The 13,255-nt window shown below is 71.5% G+C and carries 16 protein-coding genes and 2 pseudogenes; 13 read left to right on the top strand and 5 right to left on the bottom strand.

Annotated elements, in window-relative coordinates:
- The first annotated feature begins 14 nt into the window (after positions 1–14).
- The 4 genes from BR70_RS0110240 (at position 15) to BR70_RS0110225 (ending at position 4,087) form a co-directional block, all read left to right on the top strand.
- Entirely contained in the window at positions 15–1,289 is a 1,275-nt protein-coding gene (locus BR70_RS0110240) for a sensor histidine kinase (protein ID WP_081827345.1), read from the top strand.
- On the top strand, positions 1,271–1,987 hold the full coding sequence (locus tag BR70_RS0110235) for a response regulator (RefSeq protein ID WP_027465985.1): 717 nt from the start codon (positions 1,271–1,273) through the stop codon (positions 1,985–1,987). Before BR70_RS0110240 ends, BR70_RS0110235 begins: the two co-directional genes overlap by 19 nt.
- A gap of 145 nt (positions 1,988–2,132) precedes the next feature.
- On the top strand, positions 2,133–3,014 hold the full coding sequence (locus BR70_RS0110230) for an ABC transporter ATP-binding protein (protein WP_027465984.1): 882 nt from the start codon (positions 2,133–2,135) through the stop codon (positions 3,012–3,014).
- On the top strand, positions 3,011–4,087 hold the full coding sequence (locus BR70_RS0110225; protein ID WP_027465983.1) for an ABC transporter permease: 1,077 nt from the start codon (positions 3,011–3,013) through the stop codon (positions 4,085–4,087). The genes BR70_RS0110230 and BR70_RS0110225 overlap by 4 nt, the downstream gene beginning before the upstream one ends.
- A gap of 76 nt (positions 4,088–4,163) precedes the next feature.
- Here the strand turns inward: BR70_RS0110225 and BR70_RS0110220 are convergent, their stop codons facing one another.
- Positions 4,164–5,195, bottom strand: coding sequence for a YeiH family protein (locus BR70_RS0110220; protein ID WP_027465982.1), 1,032 nt, complete (start codon positions 5,193–5,195; stop codon positions 4,164–4,166).
- A 57-nt stretch (positions 5,196–5,252) separates the two neighbouring features.
- Between BR70_RS0110220 and BR70_RS0110215 the strand changes: the two genes are divergently transcribed.
- Positions 5,253–5,918, top strand: a complete 666-nt coding sequence (locus BR70_RS0110215; protein ID WP_155896853.1) for a hypothetical protein — start codon at positions 5,253–5,255, stop codon at positions 5,916–5,918.
- Here BR70_RS0110215 and BR70_RS20445 read toward each other — a convergent pair.
- Entirely contained in the window at positions 5,912–6,505 is a 594-nt protein-coding gene (locus BR70_RS20445) for an LppP/LprE family lipoprotein (RefSeq protein WP_035808737.1), read from the bottom strand. The genes BR70_RS0110215 and BR70_RS20445 overlap by 7 nt on opposite strands.
- A 133-nt stretch (positions 6,506–6,638) precedes the next feature.
- On the opposite strand from BR70_RS20445, the gene BR70_RS0110205 reads away from it, so the two are divergent.
- From BR70_RS0110205 to BR70_RS23730, 4 genes and pseudogenes are all read left to right on the top strand, one after another.
- Positions 6,639–7,469 (top strand): alpha/beta hydrolase, encoded by an 831-nt coding sequence (locus BR70_RS0110205; protein WP_035808734.1) that lies wholly within the window; start codon positions 6,639–6,641, stop codon positions 7,467–7,469.
- 146 nt (positions 7,470–7,615) lie between these two features.
- Positions 7,616–7,960 (top strand): hypothetical protein, encoded by a 345-nt coding sequence (locus tag BR70_RS0110200; protein WP_071405928.1) that lies wholly within the window; start codon positions 7,616–7,618, stop codon positions 7,958–7,960.
- Positions 7,961–8,025: 65 nt separating this feature from the next.
- A pseudogene (locus tag BR70_RS23735) lies at positions 8,026–8,118 on the top strand (DivIVA domain-containing protein); the annotation flags it as partial.
- A 12-nt stretch (positions 8,119–8,130) separates the two neighbouring features.
- Positions 8,131–8,280 (top strand): annotated as a pseudogene (locus BR70_RS23730) (DivIVA domain-containing protein); the annotation flags it as partial.
- A 99-nt stretch (positions 8,281–8,379) separates the two neighbouring features.
- On the opposite strand, the gene BR70_RS0110190 reads toward BR70_RS23730, so the two are convergent.
- Positions 8,380–9,744 carry an MFS transporter gene (locus tag BR70_RS0110190; protein WP_027465978.1) on the bottom strand — a complete coding sequence of 455 codons (1,365 nt, stop codon included), beginning with the start codon at positions 9,742–9,744 and terminating at the stop codon, positions 8,380–8,382.
- A 217-nt stretch (positions 9,745–9,961) separates the two neighbouring features.
- On the bottom strand, positions 9,962–10,132 hold the full coding sequence (locus BR70_RS23610; protein WP_173035184.1) for a hypothetical protein: 171 nt from the start codon (positions 10,130–10,132) through the stop codon (positions 9,962–9,964).
- A gap of 169 nt (positions 10,133–10,301) precedes the next feature.
- Between BR70_RS23610 and BR70_RS0110180 the strand changes: the two genes are divergently transcribed.
- The 4 genes from BR70_RS0110180 (at position 10,302) to BR70_RS0110165 (ending at position 12,975) form a co-directional block, all read left to right on the top strand.
- Positions 10,302–11,063, top strand: a complete 762-nt coding sequence (locus BR70_RS0110180) for a LamB/YcsF family protein (RefSeq protein ID WP_027465977.1) — start codon at positions 10,302–10,304, stop codon at positions 11,061–11,063.
- Positions 11,060–11,728: a 5-oxoprolinase subunit B family protein gene (locus BR70_RS0110175; protein ID WP_081827344.1), complete on the top strand. Its 669-nt coding sequence runs from the start codon at positions 11,060–11,062 to the stop codon at positions 11,726–11,728. Before BR70_RS0110180 ends, BR70_RS0110175 begins: the two co-directional genes overlap by 4 nt.
- The gene (locus BR70_RS0110170; protein ID WP_027465975.1) at positions 11,725–12,609 is read left to right on the top strand and encodes a 5-oxoprolinase subunit C family protein; all 885 of its coding nucleotides are present in this window, start codon (positions 11,725–11,727) and stop codon (positions 12,607–12,609) included. The genes BR70_RS0110175 and BR70_RS0110170 overlap by 4 nt, the downstream gene beginning before the upstream one ends.
- A 63-nt stretch (positions 12,610–12,672) precedes the next feature.
- A complete protein-coding gene (locus BR70_RS0110165) occupies positions 12,673–12,975 on the top strand; it encodes a putative quinol monooxygenase (RefSeq protein WP_027465974.1) in 303 nt (100 codons plus the stop codon).
- Between the two features lie 69 nt (positions 12,976–13,044).
- Here the strand turns inward: BR70_RS0110165 and BR70_RS0110160 are convergent, their stop codons facing one another.
- On the bottom strand, positions 13,045–13,227 hold the full coding sequence (locus tag BR70_RS0110160; RefSeq protein WP_027465973.1) for a hypothetical protein: 183 nt from the start codon (positions 13,225–13,227) through the stop codon (positions 13,045–13,047).
- Positions 13,228–13,255: the final 28 nt, after the last annotated feature.

The following is a 13,255-nucleotide window of genomic DNA, read 5'->3' as shown; positions in this document are numbered from 1 at the left end:
GTAGCGTTTCCTGCATGGGGACGACGGCGGAGTGGTCGCGACTGCCGGTGGGGCGGCACGAGTACCGGCAGGACACGGTGCTCGCCGTGGTGCTGGCCGGCGGGCTCGCCGTCACGACCTTCCTGTACGGGTCGGCCGGTACGTACGGTGACGACCAGGCCGAGTGGTGGGTCTCCGCGCTGATGATCGTCGCGAACGCGGCCCCGATCGCGTTCCGCCGACGGTTCCCGATGTCGGTGGCCCTGGTGTCGGCGGTGGCGTTCGCCGCGACGCAGCTGCTCCAGGTGCCCGAGGTCTTCCTCGTCAACTTCACGCTCTTCATCGCGCTGTACACGGTGGGTGCGTGGTGTTCCGACCGGGTGCGGGCCGAAGCGGTGCGCTGGGTCGTCATCGGTGGCATGTTCGCGTGGCTGTTCGTCGCGATCTCGTTCGGGTGGGCGTCACCGAACACCCTGCCGAACGACACGGACTCCCCCGTGGCGCCCTACGTCGCGATCTCGCTGCTCAACATCGTCATCAACGTGATCTACTTCGGCGCCGCCTGGTACGCCGGCAACCGGGCCTGGGCCGCTGCGGTCGCACGACACGAGCTCGCGGAACGCACCGCCGAACTCGCCGCCGAGCGGGAGCGGTCCGCGGCACAGGCCGTCACGATCGAGCGGGTGCGGATCGCCCGCGAGCTGCACGACGTCGTCGCCCACCACGTCTCGCTGATGGGCGTTCAGGCGGGTGCTGCACGACGCGTGATCGACCGCGACCCCGCCCAGGCCACCGCCTCACTCGGGGTGGTCGAGGAGAGCGCCCGCACCGCGGTGGAGGAACTCCGGCGGATGCTCGGCACCCTGCGCTCCGACGACGACGCTGACGGCCTGGGGGCGGCCGGTGGCGACGGCCCGAGCACCGAGGGCATCACCCGGATCGCCGAGCTGGCCCAGTCCGCCCGGGTGGCGGGCCACCCCGCCGAGTACGTCGTCGTGGGTGACGAGCGCCCGGTGCCGCCGACGGTGGCCGCGGTGGCGTACCGGATCGTGCAGGAAGCGGTGACGAACATCCTCAAGCACGCCGGCCCGACCGCCCGCGCCGACGTCCGACTGCGGTACCTGGACGACGGCGTCGAGGTGGAGGTCACGGACGACGGGCTCGGTGCCCGTGCAGCCCGGAGCACCTCCGGGAGCGGCCTCGGACACGTCGGGATGCGGGAACGCGTCGCCGCCGTGGACGGACGGATCGAGATCGGGCCACGAGCCCGAGGAGGCTACCTGGTGCGGGCATGGCTGCCGACGACGTGAACGGGACGACCGACCTGACGATCGTGCTGGCCGACGACCAGGAGCTCGTCCGCGCCGGGTTCCGCGTGATCCTGGAGTCCGAGCCCGGGTTCCGGGTCGTGGGCGAAGCCGCGGACGGCGCCGGGGCGGTCGAGGCTGTGCAGGAACTCCGTCCGGACGTCGTCTGCCTCGACGTGCAGATGCCGGGCGTCGACGGGCTCGAGGCCGCGCGACGGATCGCGGCGCTGCCGCACCCGCCGGCGGTGCTCATCCTCACCACGTTCGACAGCGACGACGCACTGTTCCAGGCGCTCGAGGCGGGGGCGAGCGGGTTCCTGTTGAAGAACGCCTCCCCCGAGCGGCTGATCGACGCTGTGCGGACCGTCGCAGCCGGGGACGCCCTGCTCGCGCCGGACGTCACACGGCGGGTGATCAGCCGGGCGACGGCGTCGGCTGCGGCCCAGCCCTCGGCGACCACCACGACCGCGACACCTGCCACGACGGGCGAGGACGCGCTCGCCGCCGCCGGGCTCACCGAGCGGGAGACCGAGGTGCTGCGACTCCTCGCCCGAGGCCTGAGCAACGCGGAGATCGCCGCCGAGCTCTACGTCGGCGACGCCACCGTGAAGACCCACGTGTCGAACGTGCTGCAGAAACTCGCACTGCGCGACCGGATCCAGGCCGTCGTCTGGGCGTTCGAGCACGGCGTCGCCGGCTGACCGAGCCGGGCCGACGCGCGTTCCTCCCCCGCGGGGTGGAGCCGACCGCCCACCCAAGTCCCGCCTGGCGGCGGAGGCGGGGCGTGCCTCCCGGCCAATAGCGTCGGACGCAGCGACGACCAGCGTCGCGACGAAGGGGAACGACATGCTCACCATCGAAGGGGTGACCAAGCACTTCGGTGACCGCCGGGTGCTCGACGACGTGGGGTTCACGGTCGGCAGCGGCCGCCTCACCGGCTTCGTCGGCGGCAACGGTGCCGGCAAGACCACCACCATGCGCATCATGCTCGGCGTGCTCCAGGCCGACGCCGGCTCGGTCTCGATCGACGGCACCGCTGTCCGCCCCGCCGACCGCCGCCGCTTCGGCTACATGCCCGAGGAACGCGGCCTGTACCCGAAGATGCCGGTGGCCGAGCAGATCACCTACCTGGCCCGGTTGCACGGCGTCGACAAGCGGGCGGCGACGACCCGCACCGGCGAGCTGCTCGAACGCCTCGAACTCACCGCACACGCCGGTGACCCCGTCGAGAAGCTCTCGCTCGGCAACCAGCAGCGCGTGCAGATCGCCGCGGCGCTGGCACACGACCCCGAGGTGCTCGTGCTCGACGAGCCGTTCTCGGGCCTCGACCCGATGGCCGTCGACACCGTGCTCGGCGTCCTGCGCGAGACCGCGGCCCGGGGCGTCCCGGTGCTGTTCTCGAGCCACCAGCTCGACGTCGTCGAGCGCCTCTGCGACGACGTCGTCGTCATCGCCGGTGGCACGATCCGCGCCGCCGGCCCGCAGGAGGAGCTCCGCAAGCAGGCCGGGCCTGCCGCCTGGGAGCTGCTGGTCGACGGGGACGTCGCCTGGCTCCGCGACGAGCCGGGTGTGGCCGTGCGGGAGTTCGACGGCGGGTACGCGGTCTTCGAGGCCGACGCCGCCACCGCCCAGCGTGTCCTGCAGCGTGCCGTCCAGCACGGCACCGTCGGGTCGTTCTCGCCGCGGGTGCCGCGGCTCAGCGAGGTCTTCCGGGAGGTCGTCCGATGAACAACTCCTTCGTGCAGGCTGTGCGGCTCGTCTCCGCACGTGAGATCCAGGCACGCATCCGCAGCAAGGCCTTCGTGGTCTCGGCGCTCATCCTGATCGGCATGGTCGTCGCGTCGATCGTCGTCGGCGGGATCGTGAGCAAGGCCACCGCCGACGACACCACCCCGGTCGCGGTCGTCGACGGCGTCTCGCTGCCGACCACCGGTGGGCTCGACGTCACGGAGTCGGCATCGGTCGCCGACGCCGAACGGCTCGTGACCAAGGGCGACGTCGACGCGGCGATCGTGCCGTCGGACGACCCGCTCGGCTACAAGGTCGTCGGACTCGACGAGGCCCCGTCCGAGGTCGTCTCGGCGTTGAGCGTCACCCCGCGCATCGAGTTGCTCGATCCGGACGCGCTGCCGGGTGGCCTGGTGTACCTCATCGCCATCGCGTTCGGCGTCGTGTACTTCGCGTCGGCGGTGACGTTCGGCCAGTCGATTGCGCAGAGCGTCGTCGAGGAGAAGTCGACACGGGTGGTCGAGATCCTGATGTCCGCGATCCCGGCCCGGGCGCTGCTCGCCGGCAAGGTGCTCGGCAACAGCATCATGGCCTTCGCGCAGATCGTCGCGGTGGCCGTCGCCGCCATCGTCACGTTGGCGGTGACCGGCCAGGACAACATGTTCGCGATGCTCGGCCCGAGCATCCTGTGGTTCATCGGCTTCTTCGCGATCGGGTTCGTGCTCCTCGCGTCGCTGTTCGCCGCGGCGGCCGTGCTGGTGTCACGCCAGGAGGACGTCGGCAGCGTCACCACCCCGGTGATGATGCTCGTGATGATCCCGTACTTCCTGATCATCGTCGCGTACGACAACCCGACGATCCTCGGCATCATGTCGTACGTGCCGTTCAGCGCCCCGATCGGCATGCCCATGCGGATCTTCCTGGGGACCGCCGAGTGGTGGGAGCCGATCCTGTCGCTCGTCATCGTCGCCGCTTCGGTCGTCGCGGTCGTGGTCATCGGCGCCCGCGTCTACGAGAACGCGCTGCTCCGCACCGGCAGTCGCGTGAAGCTGTCCGAGGCGCTGCGCGGCTGACGCCGGCAGATCCGTCAGGTACGGCCAGGAGGCCCGCCCACGGTGAGCAGATCAGCTCACATTGGGCGGGCCTTCTTCAGAGCAGACCGAAGGCCGCCTGCATGCCCAGGCTCGTCCCCGCCACCAGGACCCACAGCGCGATGCCGAGCAGCATCGGCCGGAACCCGGCACGGCGGAGCGCCGCGAAGTCCGTCGAGCAGCCGATCGCGGCGAGCGCCACCGTGATGAGGAACGAGGCGGCCGTCGCGAACCCCGGCGCCACGGACGCGGGCAGGACCCCGACGGTCCGGAGCAGCACCACCACGAGGAACCCGATCAGGAACCACGGCACCAACCGGAACACCCGGAACCCGCGACCCGGCCCCGAGGCGGGGGCGAGCTGCTCGCGGGAGGCGCGGCGGGCCTCCAGTCCGGCCAGCCCGATGACGATCGGGATGATCATCAGGGTGCGCACCAGCTTCACGACGACCGCGGTGTCGGTCGCCTGGCGGCCGTAGACGGTCGCGGTGGCGACGACGGACGACGTGTCGTTCACGGCGGTCCCCGCGAAGACGCCGAAGGCGTGCTGGCTGAGGCCCAGAGCGTGCCCGAGCAGCGGGAAGGCGAAGACAGCGGCGATGTTGCAGAGGAAGATCGTGGACATCGCGTAGGCGACGTCCGCACTGACCGCGCCGATGACGGGTGTCACGGCGGCGATCGCCGACGCACCGCAGATGCCGGTCCCGACGCCGATCAGGGTGCGGAGTGCCCCCGAGACCCGGAGCAGTCGGCCGATCCCCCACGCGGCCACCAGGCAGACGACGAGCGTCGCGAGCATCACCGGCAGGGTCTCACCGCCGATGCGCAGGACCTCGCCGATGGACAGCTGCGCGCCGAGCAGGACGACCGCGAACTGCAGGACCCGGCTGGACGAGAACTTCACGCCGGGAGCCAGCGCGGCGAGTGTGCCACCGGTGCGACGCCGGACGATCCACCCCACGACGGCACCGATCAGGACGGCGGGGACGGGACCGCCGACCACCGGGACGACCCGGCCGACGAGGGTGGCGACGATGCCGATCACCACGGCGAGGGCGACACCGGGTGCGGCGACACGGACGGACTGCATGGGAACAGCATGTCGCGCCCGCGGCCGATCGGTGGCCGCGACGGGCAGGATGGCACGGTGGAGTACTCCGGGGAACGGTGGGTGCAACGGCTGCGCGACGGGGAGATGCCGAAGCGGGGGCCGGTGCTGCTCGCGGCGGTCGTCACCACGGCGGTGGGGGTCGCCGCGCTCGTCGCCGAGTTCGTGTTCCCGGACTTCCTGCGCGGCATCGACAGTGCCCGGACGCAGGGGTCGTTCGTGCTGTGGCCGATCGTGGTCACGGGGTTCGGGCTGCTGCTGGCCGTGTCGACGCTGTCCGCCGGGCGAGGCGACCGCCGGACGCTCACGCGCATCGGAGCGGGCCGGGCACCTCGGTTCCACCTGCCCGTGCTGACGTCCGGCCTGCGCACCTCCGACGACTTCCCGAAGCCCCGCCCGGAGGTCTGGACCGTCGACGAGTTCGGCCTGCACGCGTGGGCACCGTCACGGGACGCGCCGGTGTTCGACCTGCCGTGGGCGCGCATCCGGCGGTTCTCCGTCGCGACGAGGGAGTCCCGCGGCCAGCGTGCCGACTTCGGCGTCTGGATCAGCACGACCGACGGTGACGACGTGGTCGTGCAGCCGCGGTCTGCCCTCGGACGCGGGTTCGAGGCCGGACCGGACAAGCTCGGCTCCCTCGTGCGGGTCCTCCGCACGCTGCAGCGGGAACTCGGTGTGGCTTCCGCGCCAGCTGACCGTCACTGAGCGGGTGGGGTGTCGCCCGTCATCTCGACCCGGCCGGTCTCGTCGTTCCAGGTGAAGGTTGCGGTGGTGCGGCCCGAGGGCGCTGCGTTCGGCTCGCCAGCCTTGGCGAACCTGTAGGTCACCGTGACGGCTCGGTCGCTCTGTCGTTCGACGGTCGGCTCGAACGCGTACTGCTGGGCAGTGGCCGTGCCGAGGTACTGGCCTTCGTGGAACAGCAGGATCGCGTACGGCGATCCTGCTGTGCCGAACTCGGGCGCGACCACGGACCAGGACAGCGGCGCGCAGGCGTCGTAGCCGGAGTAGTCGGCGTTCGCAGCGTCCCACTTCGCATCCTCGAGTCCGGCGGGCAGCGGCAGGGCCGCGATGCCCTCGGCAGCAGCCGCGGCGCCGTTCGACGGGCCACATGTCGGGGTCGGAGTAGGCGACGGCGTCGGCTCGCTCGCGGCGTCGGACGGCGGGGCGGTGACGGTCTCGGTCACGGTCGGGGTCGCCGCACCACCGTCCGCTCCGTCTGCCCCGGAACACCCCGTCAGCAGCGCGGCCAGGGTCGCGGCGGTCAGGATCAGGGCGGTTCTCGTCAGGCGCATCCCTCCACGCTGCCTGCGCCGACGACCGCACGCCCGCATCGTTACCGGGCCGTGTCCCGCACGACGCTCCTGAAGGAAGCCTGTCGACGTGCCGGGAGTCCGGCTCCCGCCCGCGTGCTGCGACACTGCTCCCATGCGGGGGAAGCACCAGGACACGATCGAGGTCGCCGATGAACGGATCGACGGACCACACGGGCCGGTCCCCATCAGGCGCTACCGGCCCCTGGACCGGAGCGGCGGCTCGGGAGCCCCGACCCTGGTCTGGGTGCACGGCGGCGGGTTCTTCCGGGGCGACCTCGAGCTGCCCGAGTCCGATGCCGCCGCACGGGCACTCGCCGAGCGCGGCCTGCCGGTCGTGACCGTGGACTATCGCCTCGGACCGCTGCCCGGACTGCCCTGGCTCGGCCGGGGTGGACCACGTGGGCGACGACGGGCACCCCACGCGCGGGACGAGATCGTCACTGTCCTCCACCACCTGCACGACAAGGCACCGTCCGGCCTGCTGCTCGGCGGGGCGAGCGCCGGTGCGTGCCTGGCGGCGTCCGCTGTCGCGACCGCCCCGCCACTGGCCGGCCTCGTGCTGACCTACGGGTTCTTCCACGCCCGGCTCCCCCGTGACCGGACGGTGCAGCGACTCGTCCGAGGACACCGGCGTCTCACGCACGCGCCGCTCCTGCTCGACCTGAGCAACCGGGCGTACGCGGGTGGCCACCCCACGGCGGTCTACCCGGCGTCCGACGACCTCGGCAGGTTCCCCCGAACCCTGGTGATCGACGCCGAGCGGGACGTGATGCGCGCCTCGGGCGAACGCTTCGCGGACGAGCTCGAGGCCGCGGGCAGCGAGGTCGAACGACACGTCCTGCCGGACAGCCGTCACGCGTTCCTCAACCGAGCCGGCACGCGGGACTTCGACGACGCGATCGAACACATCGCGGAGTGGGCCACCGGGACCGCCATCCACTGAACGCTCATCCGCCTGCGAACGGCGGACATCCGGGAACGGCACGCCCATCGCGGACGTACTCTGGAAACGGAAGCAACGGCGGTTCCGAATCCCCTTCGCCACGCTCCCTGCCGTGGCGCCTCACCACCGTGACGAAGAGTTCCATCGTGACCGAACACCTCATCGAGTACGTCGCCCGCGACCGCACGGGCATCACCGCCGTCGTGACACCGACCGGTGTCATCGACGTGGACACCGTGATCCAGCACATCCGCGCCGGCCACGCGGGGTACTACGTGGCTGCCGACTCGTGGAAGCGCACGCCGGTCCGGAGCATGTCCTTCATCGGCGGGACCTACCTGTTCGCGAACTGGGACGGGTCGAAGCGGAACATGCTGCACGACCTGGCGTTCCGCTCACCGACCCGCTCGATCGAGACGCCCCACGAGCCGGAGTCGCGGTTCTCGCGGTTCCTCGACGCGCTGTTCGGCAGGCGCTCACCGCAGCTCTGACCCGCGGCAACCCGTCCGTGACACCATGGCAGGGCTACGAGAGGCGCCAGCAGAAGGGGGAGGACATGCTCGCACGAGAGGTGGCGGACAAGCGGTTCCGGCCGACCAAGTTCCGCGAGGGGTACGACCAGAGCGAGGTCGACGCGTTCCTCGACCGGATCCAGACCACCCTGGCCGGGTACGAGCAGCGACGCCCCGTCGACCCGCTCACACCGGAGCAGGTCGCAGCGGTCCGGTTCCAGCCGACGAAGTTCCGCGAGGGGTACGACCAGGGGCAGGTCGACGACTTCCTCGACGAGGTCGTCGTCGCACTGCGCCAGCACGGCGCCCGCTGAAGCGGTCACCTGCGGTGCAGGTGACCGCCTGGAGGCGCGGCGTGCGTTGCGGACGCAGGTCGCGCCTCCAGGCGGTCGCGTCGGTCACCGGACCGACTTGATGGGCAGGATCACGAGGGCACCGAGGATGACGGCGACGCCGGCACCCCAGAGCATGAGCGTGTAGTTCTGGCCGCCTCCGATGCCGAGCAGGAACAGACCGACGGCGGGGGCGAGCGACTGCGGCAGGGCGTTCGCGATGTTGATGACACCGAGGTCCTTGCCGGGGCGCTCCGGGTCGGGCAGCACGTCGACGATCAGGGCGGTGTCGATGGCGGCGTAGATGCCGAAGGCGAAACCGAGGACGATCTCGGCGAAGTAGAACCCGCCGACGCTGTCGACGTGGGCCAGGATCACCAGGCCGACGGCGGTCATGGCCGTCGAACCCCAGACGAAGACCTTGCGACGCTGGATCCGGTCGGACACCCAGCCGGAGACGGCCGCACTGACGAGCAGGGCGATCGTGTACAGGAGCACACCGAACGCCACGGCGCCGACCGCTTCGGCCTGCGGGAGTCCGATGCGGTCCTGCATGTAGAGGAGTCGGTACGTCGTGAACATGAACGTGCCGAAGGTGATGAGGAAGCGGCCCCACCAGGCGAGCCCGAAGTCGCGGTGCTTGATCGGGTTCGTCCAGAACGAGCTGATCAGGTTGATCCAGCTGAAGGACTTGACCGGCGTCGTCGGCAGGTCGTCACGGGCGACGAACGAGTAGACGAGGACCGCGATGATCGCCAGGACGCCCGGTGCGATGAACAGGACCGGCAGGTTGCCGACCAGGTACACGGCCAGGTAGAGCCCGGCCAGGATCGCGATGTTCTGCGCCAGGGCGATGACGCTCGACGCCTTGCCGCGCTGGAACTCCGGCACGTTGTCGGCGAAGCTCGCCGTGAGCGTGGACAGGACGGCGTTGGCGGAGACCTGCGCCAGCACCCAGGCCAGGGTGAGCTGGAGCACGTCGGGCGAGAACGCGAGCCAGGCGAGGGAACCGACGAAGACGACGACACCGCCGACCATCCAGGGGCGGCGACGGCCCCACCGCGTGCGGGTGCGGTCGGAGAGCGCGCCGAACAGGGGGTTGGCGAACAGGGCGCCGAGCGCGCCGAACGGCAGGACCGAGCCGACGACGGTCTCGGGGCTCGTCGGGTTCAGCTCCGTCGCCTTGATCGACATGCTCACGAAGACGGGCGTGAGCAGGGCGACGAACAGGCCGAACTGGGCGAAGCTGAGGCCCCAGAGGTACCCGCGTCCCACCCGGACGGTGCTGACGGACTGCGTGATGCCCTCGACCGAGAACGCTCGGGACGCCGCGGCGTCCGTGGCGGTGGCTCCGGCGGCTGCGGTGACCGCTGGGGACGCGGTCCCGGCGATGCCCCGCGTGGGTTCTTCCTTCGACGTCGGTGTCGACATGACTCCTCCTTGAGTCACAGGGGGCTTCGGCGCCCGCTGAATCCCTAGTGCTGCTAGGTGATCGGGACTGTAGCACCGGAAACCTCGTGCCGGAAGGTTTTGTGACGCATGTTTCGTCGGGGGCGGACGGATGCGTGGCGACGCAGAACGACACCGCCGTTGTCGGAGGACAACGACGGTGTCGTTCTGCATCGACCCGCAGGCCGGAAAGGAGCCCCTAGTGCTCGCCGTCCTCTTCCGGGTTGAAGTGCGAGTCGTCACCCGTGTGGCCCGCGGCCAGGCCGTCGGGGTTGTTCGGGATGGTGTTGTCGTCGCCGAGGCCGCCCGGCTTCTCGGTGCCCTCGGAGTCGTTCTTCGGGGCGTCCTGCGTGTTGTCACTGTCGGTCATGAGCTGCTCCAGTGCAGAGATCGATCCGGCAGCACTGCCGCCGGTGGTACTGAGGACTCGGACAGTACGTGGCGCACCTCGGAAACCGCCGTCCACCCGGAGGCAACGGATGACAGGGACCGGGACGATCGGTAGATTGTTCAACAACCCGCGAGGACAGGGAGCGCCCGTGACCACGATCGACCTGAACAGCGACCTGGGCGAGGGCTTCGGCGCCTGGGCCATGGGCGACGACGCCGCGATGCTCGACGTCGTCTCGAGCGCCAACGTCGCGTGCGGGTTCCACGCCGGCGACCCGACGATCATGCTCACCACCGCCCGCGCCGCCGCCGAGCGTGGTGTGGCGGTCGGGGCACACGTGGCCTACCGCGACCTGATCGGGTTCGGCCGCCGACCCGTGCACGTCACCCCCGACGAGCTGTACGCCGACGTCGTCCACCAGCTCGGCGCGATGGCCGCCACGGCGCACGTCGCCGGTACGGCCGTCACCTACGTCAAGCCGCACGGCGCCCTGTACAACACCGCCTGCGCCGACCCGGTGCAGGCCGAGGCCGTCGTCCGCGCCGTGGCCGACGTCGACCCGTCCCTCGCGGTGCTCGCGCTGCCGGGGTCGGAGCTGCTGCTGGCGGCCGAGCGGCACGGGCTCCGGGCGGTGAGCGAGTCCTTCGCCGACCGCGCCTACGAACCCGACGGCTCGCTGGTGTCACGGAAGCAGCCGGGGTCGGTGCTGCACGACCCGGACGAGGTCGCAGCCCGGGTGCTCCGCATGGTCACCGACGGCGTCGCGACCGCCGTCGACGGGTCCGAGATCGCCGTGCGTGCCGACTCGGTCTGCGTCCACGGCGACTCCCCGGACGCGGTCGCGATGGCCCGTGCCATCCGAGCGCTGCTGACCGAGCACGGCGTGACGATCGCGCCCTTCGCACCGTGACTGGTCCGGAGATCCGCTCCGCGGGCGGCACCGCACTCCTCGCCACGTTCGACTCCCTCGCCGACGTCGTCGCCTTCCGCGCCGGACTCGCGCAGGCCGCCTTGCCGGGGCTGACCGAGGTCGTCTCCGGCGCCCGGACACTGCTGCTCCGGTTCGACCCGACCACGACGGACGCCGGGCGGCTCCGCACCGAGCTCACGCAGGTCAGCCCGGTCAGCCCGGTCAGCCCGGTCAGCCCGGTCAGCCCGGTCAGCGCCACGCTCGAAGCGCACGACGCCGACCCGCTCGTCATCCCCGTCACCTACGACGGCGAGGACCTCGACACCGTCACCGAGCTGACCGGCATGCGGCGGGACGAACTCGTGGCGTGGCACACCGGGCAGCTCTGGACGAGCGCGTTCTGCGGCTTCGCACCCGGCTTCAGCTACCTCACCGGCAGTGATCGACCGCTCGACCTGCCCCGCCGCAGCACCGCCCGCACGGCCGTCCCGAGCGGGGCCGTCGCGGTGGCCGGCGAGTTCAGCGCCGTCTACCCGAGGACCTCCCCCGGCGGCTGGCAGCTCATCGGCCGCACCGACGTCCCGATGTGGTCGCTGGACCGTACGCCCCCGGCGCTCGCCCCCGCCGGCACGCTCGTCCGCTTCGTCGTGGCGGGTGCGGCATGACCGCGCTGACCGTCGTGCAGGTCGGCTACGGCGCGACCACGCAGGACCTCGGGCGCCCGGGCTTCAGCGACATGGGCCTCGGCGCGGCCGGAGCCGCCGACCGCGGGTCCGCGGCGCTCGCCAACCGGCTGGTCGGCAACCGTCCCGACGCGGCCGTCCTGGAGGCCCTGCTCGGTTCCGTCACGCTGCGCGCCGACGCGTACGTGGTCGCGGCCACCACCGGCGCGGCCTGCCCCGTCGAGGTCGAGCGGGCGGACGGGTCGGTCCGCGGGGCGGCGTCACACGAGGTGCTGCTGCTGGCTCCGGGCGACACGCTCCGGGTCGGCACCGCGACCGTCGGTCTGCGCGCCTACGTCGCGGTCCTCGGTGGCTTCGCGGTCGACCCGGTGCTCGGCAGTCGCTCGTGGGACTCCCTCGCGCGCCTCGGTCCGCCGCCGCTGTCCGCCGGTGACGTCCTGCCCGTCGGTGACGCCCGGGTGTCGTGGCCGATCGTCGACGCGGTGCCGCAGCCCGACCTCCGGTGGCCCGACGAGCCGGTCGTGCTCGACGTTGTGCCCGGACCGCGCGACGACTGGTTCACCCCGGACTGGCGCTCGACCCTGACCGGTCAGGACTTCTCCGTCAGTGCGGACAGCGACCGCGTGGGGGTCCGCACCACGGCCGAGACGCCGCTCGTCCGCTCCGTGGCACGCGAGCTGCCGAGCGAGGGCGTGGAGACCGGTTCACTGCAGGTGCCGCCCGAGGGGTTCCCCGTGCTGTTCCTCGCCGACCACCCGGTGACCGGCGGCTACCCGGTCGTCGCGGTCCTGACACCGTCGTCGATCGACCTCGCTGCGCAACTCCGTCCGGGCGATCCGCTCCGGTTCCGCATCGTCGACTGACCGACCCGGAACAAGCGCAGGGGGTCAGGGGTTGGCTTGGACACCGCTGACGAAAGGTTCCCCATGTCGATGACCGTCCTGCTCGAGGTCCAGTTCCAGAGCGATGCCCCCGACGACGCACTCCGGGGTGCGATCCGCGACACGCTCGAACAGACCGCGTCGTTCCACGGCCTGGAGTCGCTCGAGGTCCTGGTCGACGACGAGGACCCGGCGCGCATGGTCGTCGTCGAGTCGTGGACGACCGCCGAGGACCACGACACCTACGTGGCCTGGCGCGCGACGCCGGAGGGCGCTCCGGCGATGGCACCGTTCCTCGCCGCCACTCCGGTCACCCGCACCTTCGCGCGGACCCTCCCGCTCGACTGAGCGGACACTGACACCGAAGCTGACGCCAACGCCGGTGCTGACGCCGCAGCACGACGGCGGCGCGATCGCTCAGATCGTGTCGTCGTCGGTGTCGAGCGGCACCGGTCGGTCGTCGTCCGGGAGCAGTTCGTCGTCCGCGTCGTCGACCACCGGCAGGTCGTCGGGGTCGAGCACGGTCGGCTCCGGTTCGTAGTCGGTCTCCTGCGCCTCGCGGAAGTCGTCGAGGGTCTCGTCGTCCTTCGGATCGCTCATGGGCCCGAAGGTACCTCCGGATCCTCGA

This window comes from Curtobacterium sp. UNCCL17 (assembly GCF_000686685.1).
Classification (GTDB): Bacteria; Actinomycetota; Actinomycetes; order Actinomycetales; family Microbacteriaceae; genus Curtobacterium; species Curtobacterium flaccumfaciens.
Note: the sequence above shows the minus strand (reverse complement) of the source record. Positions and strands in the feature narration are given on the sequence as shown.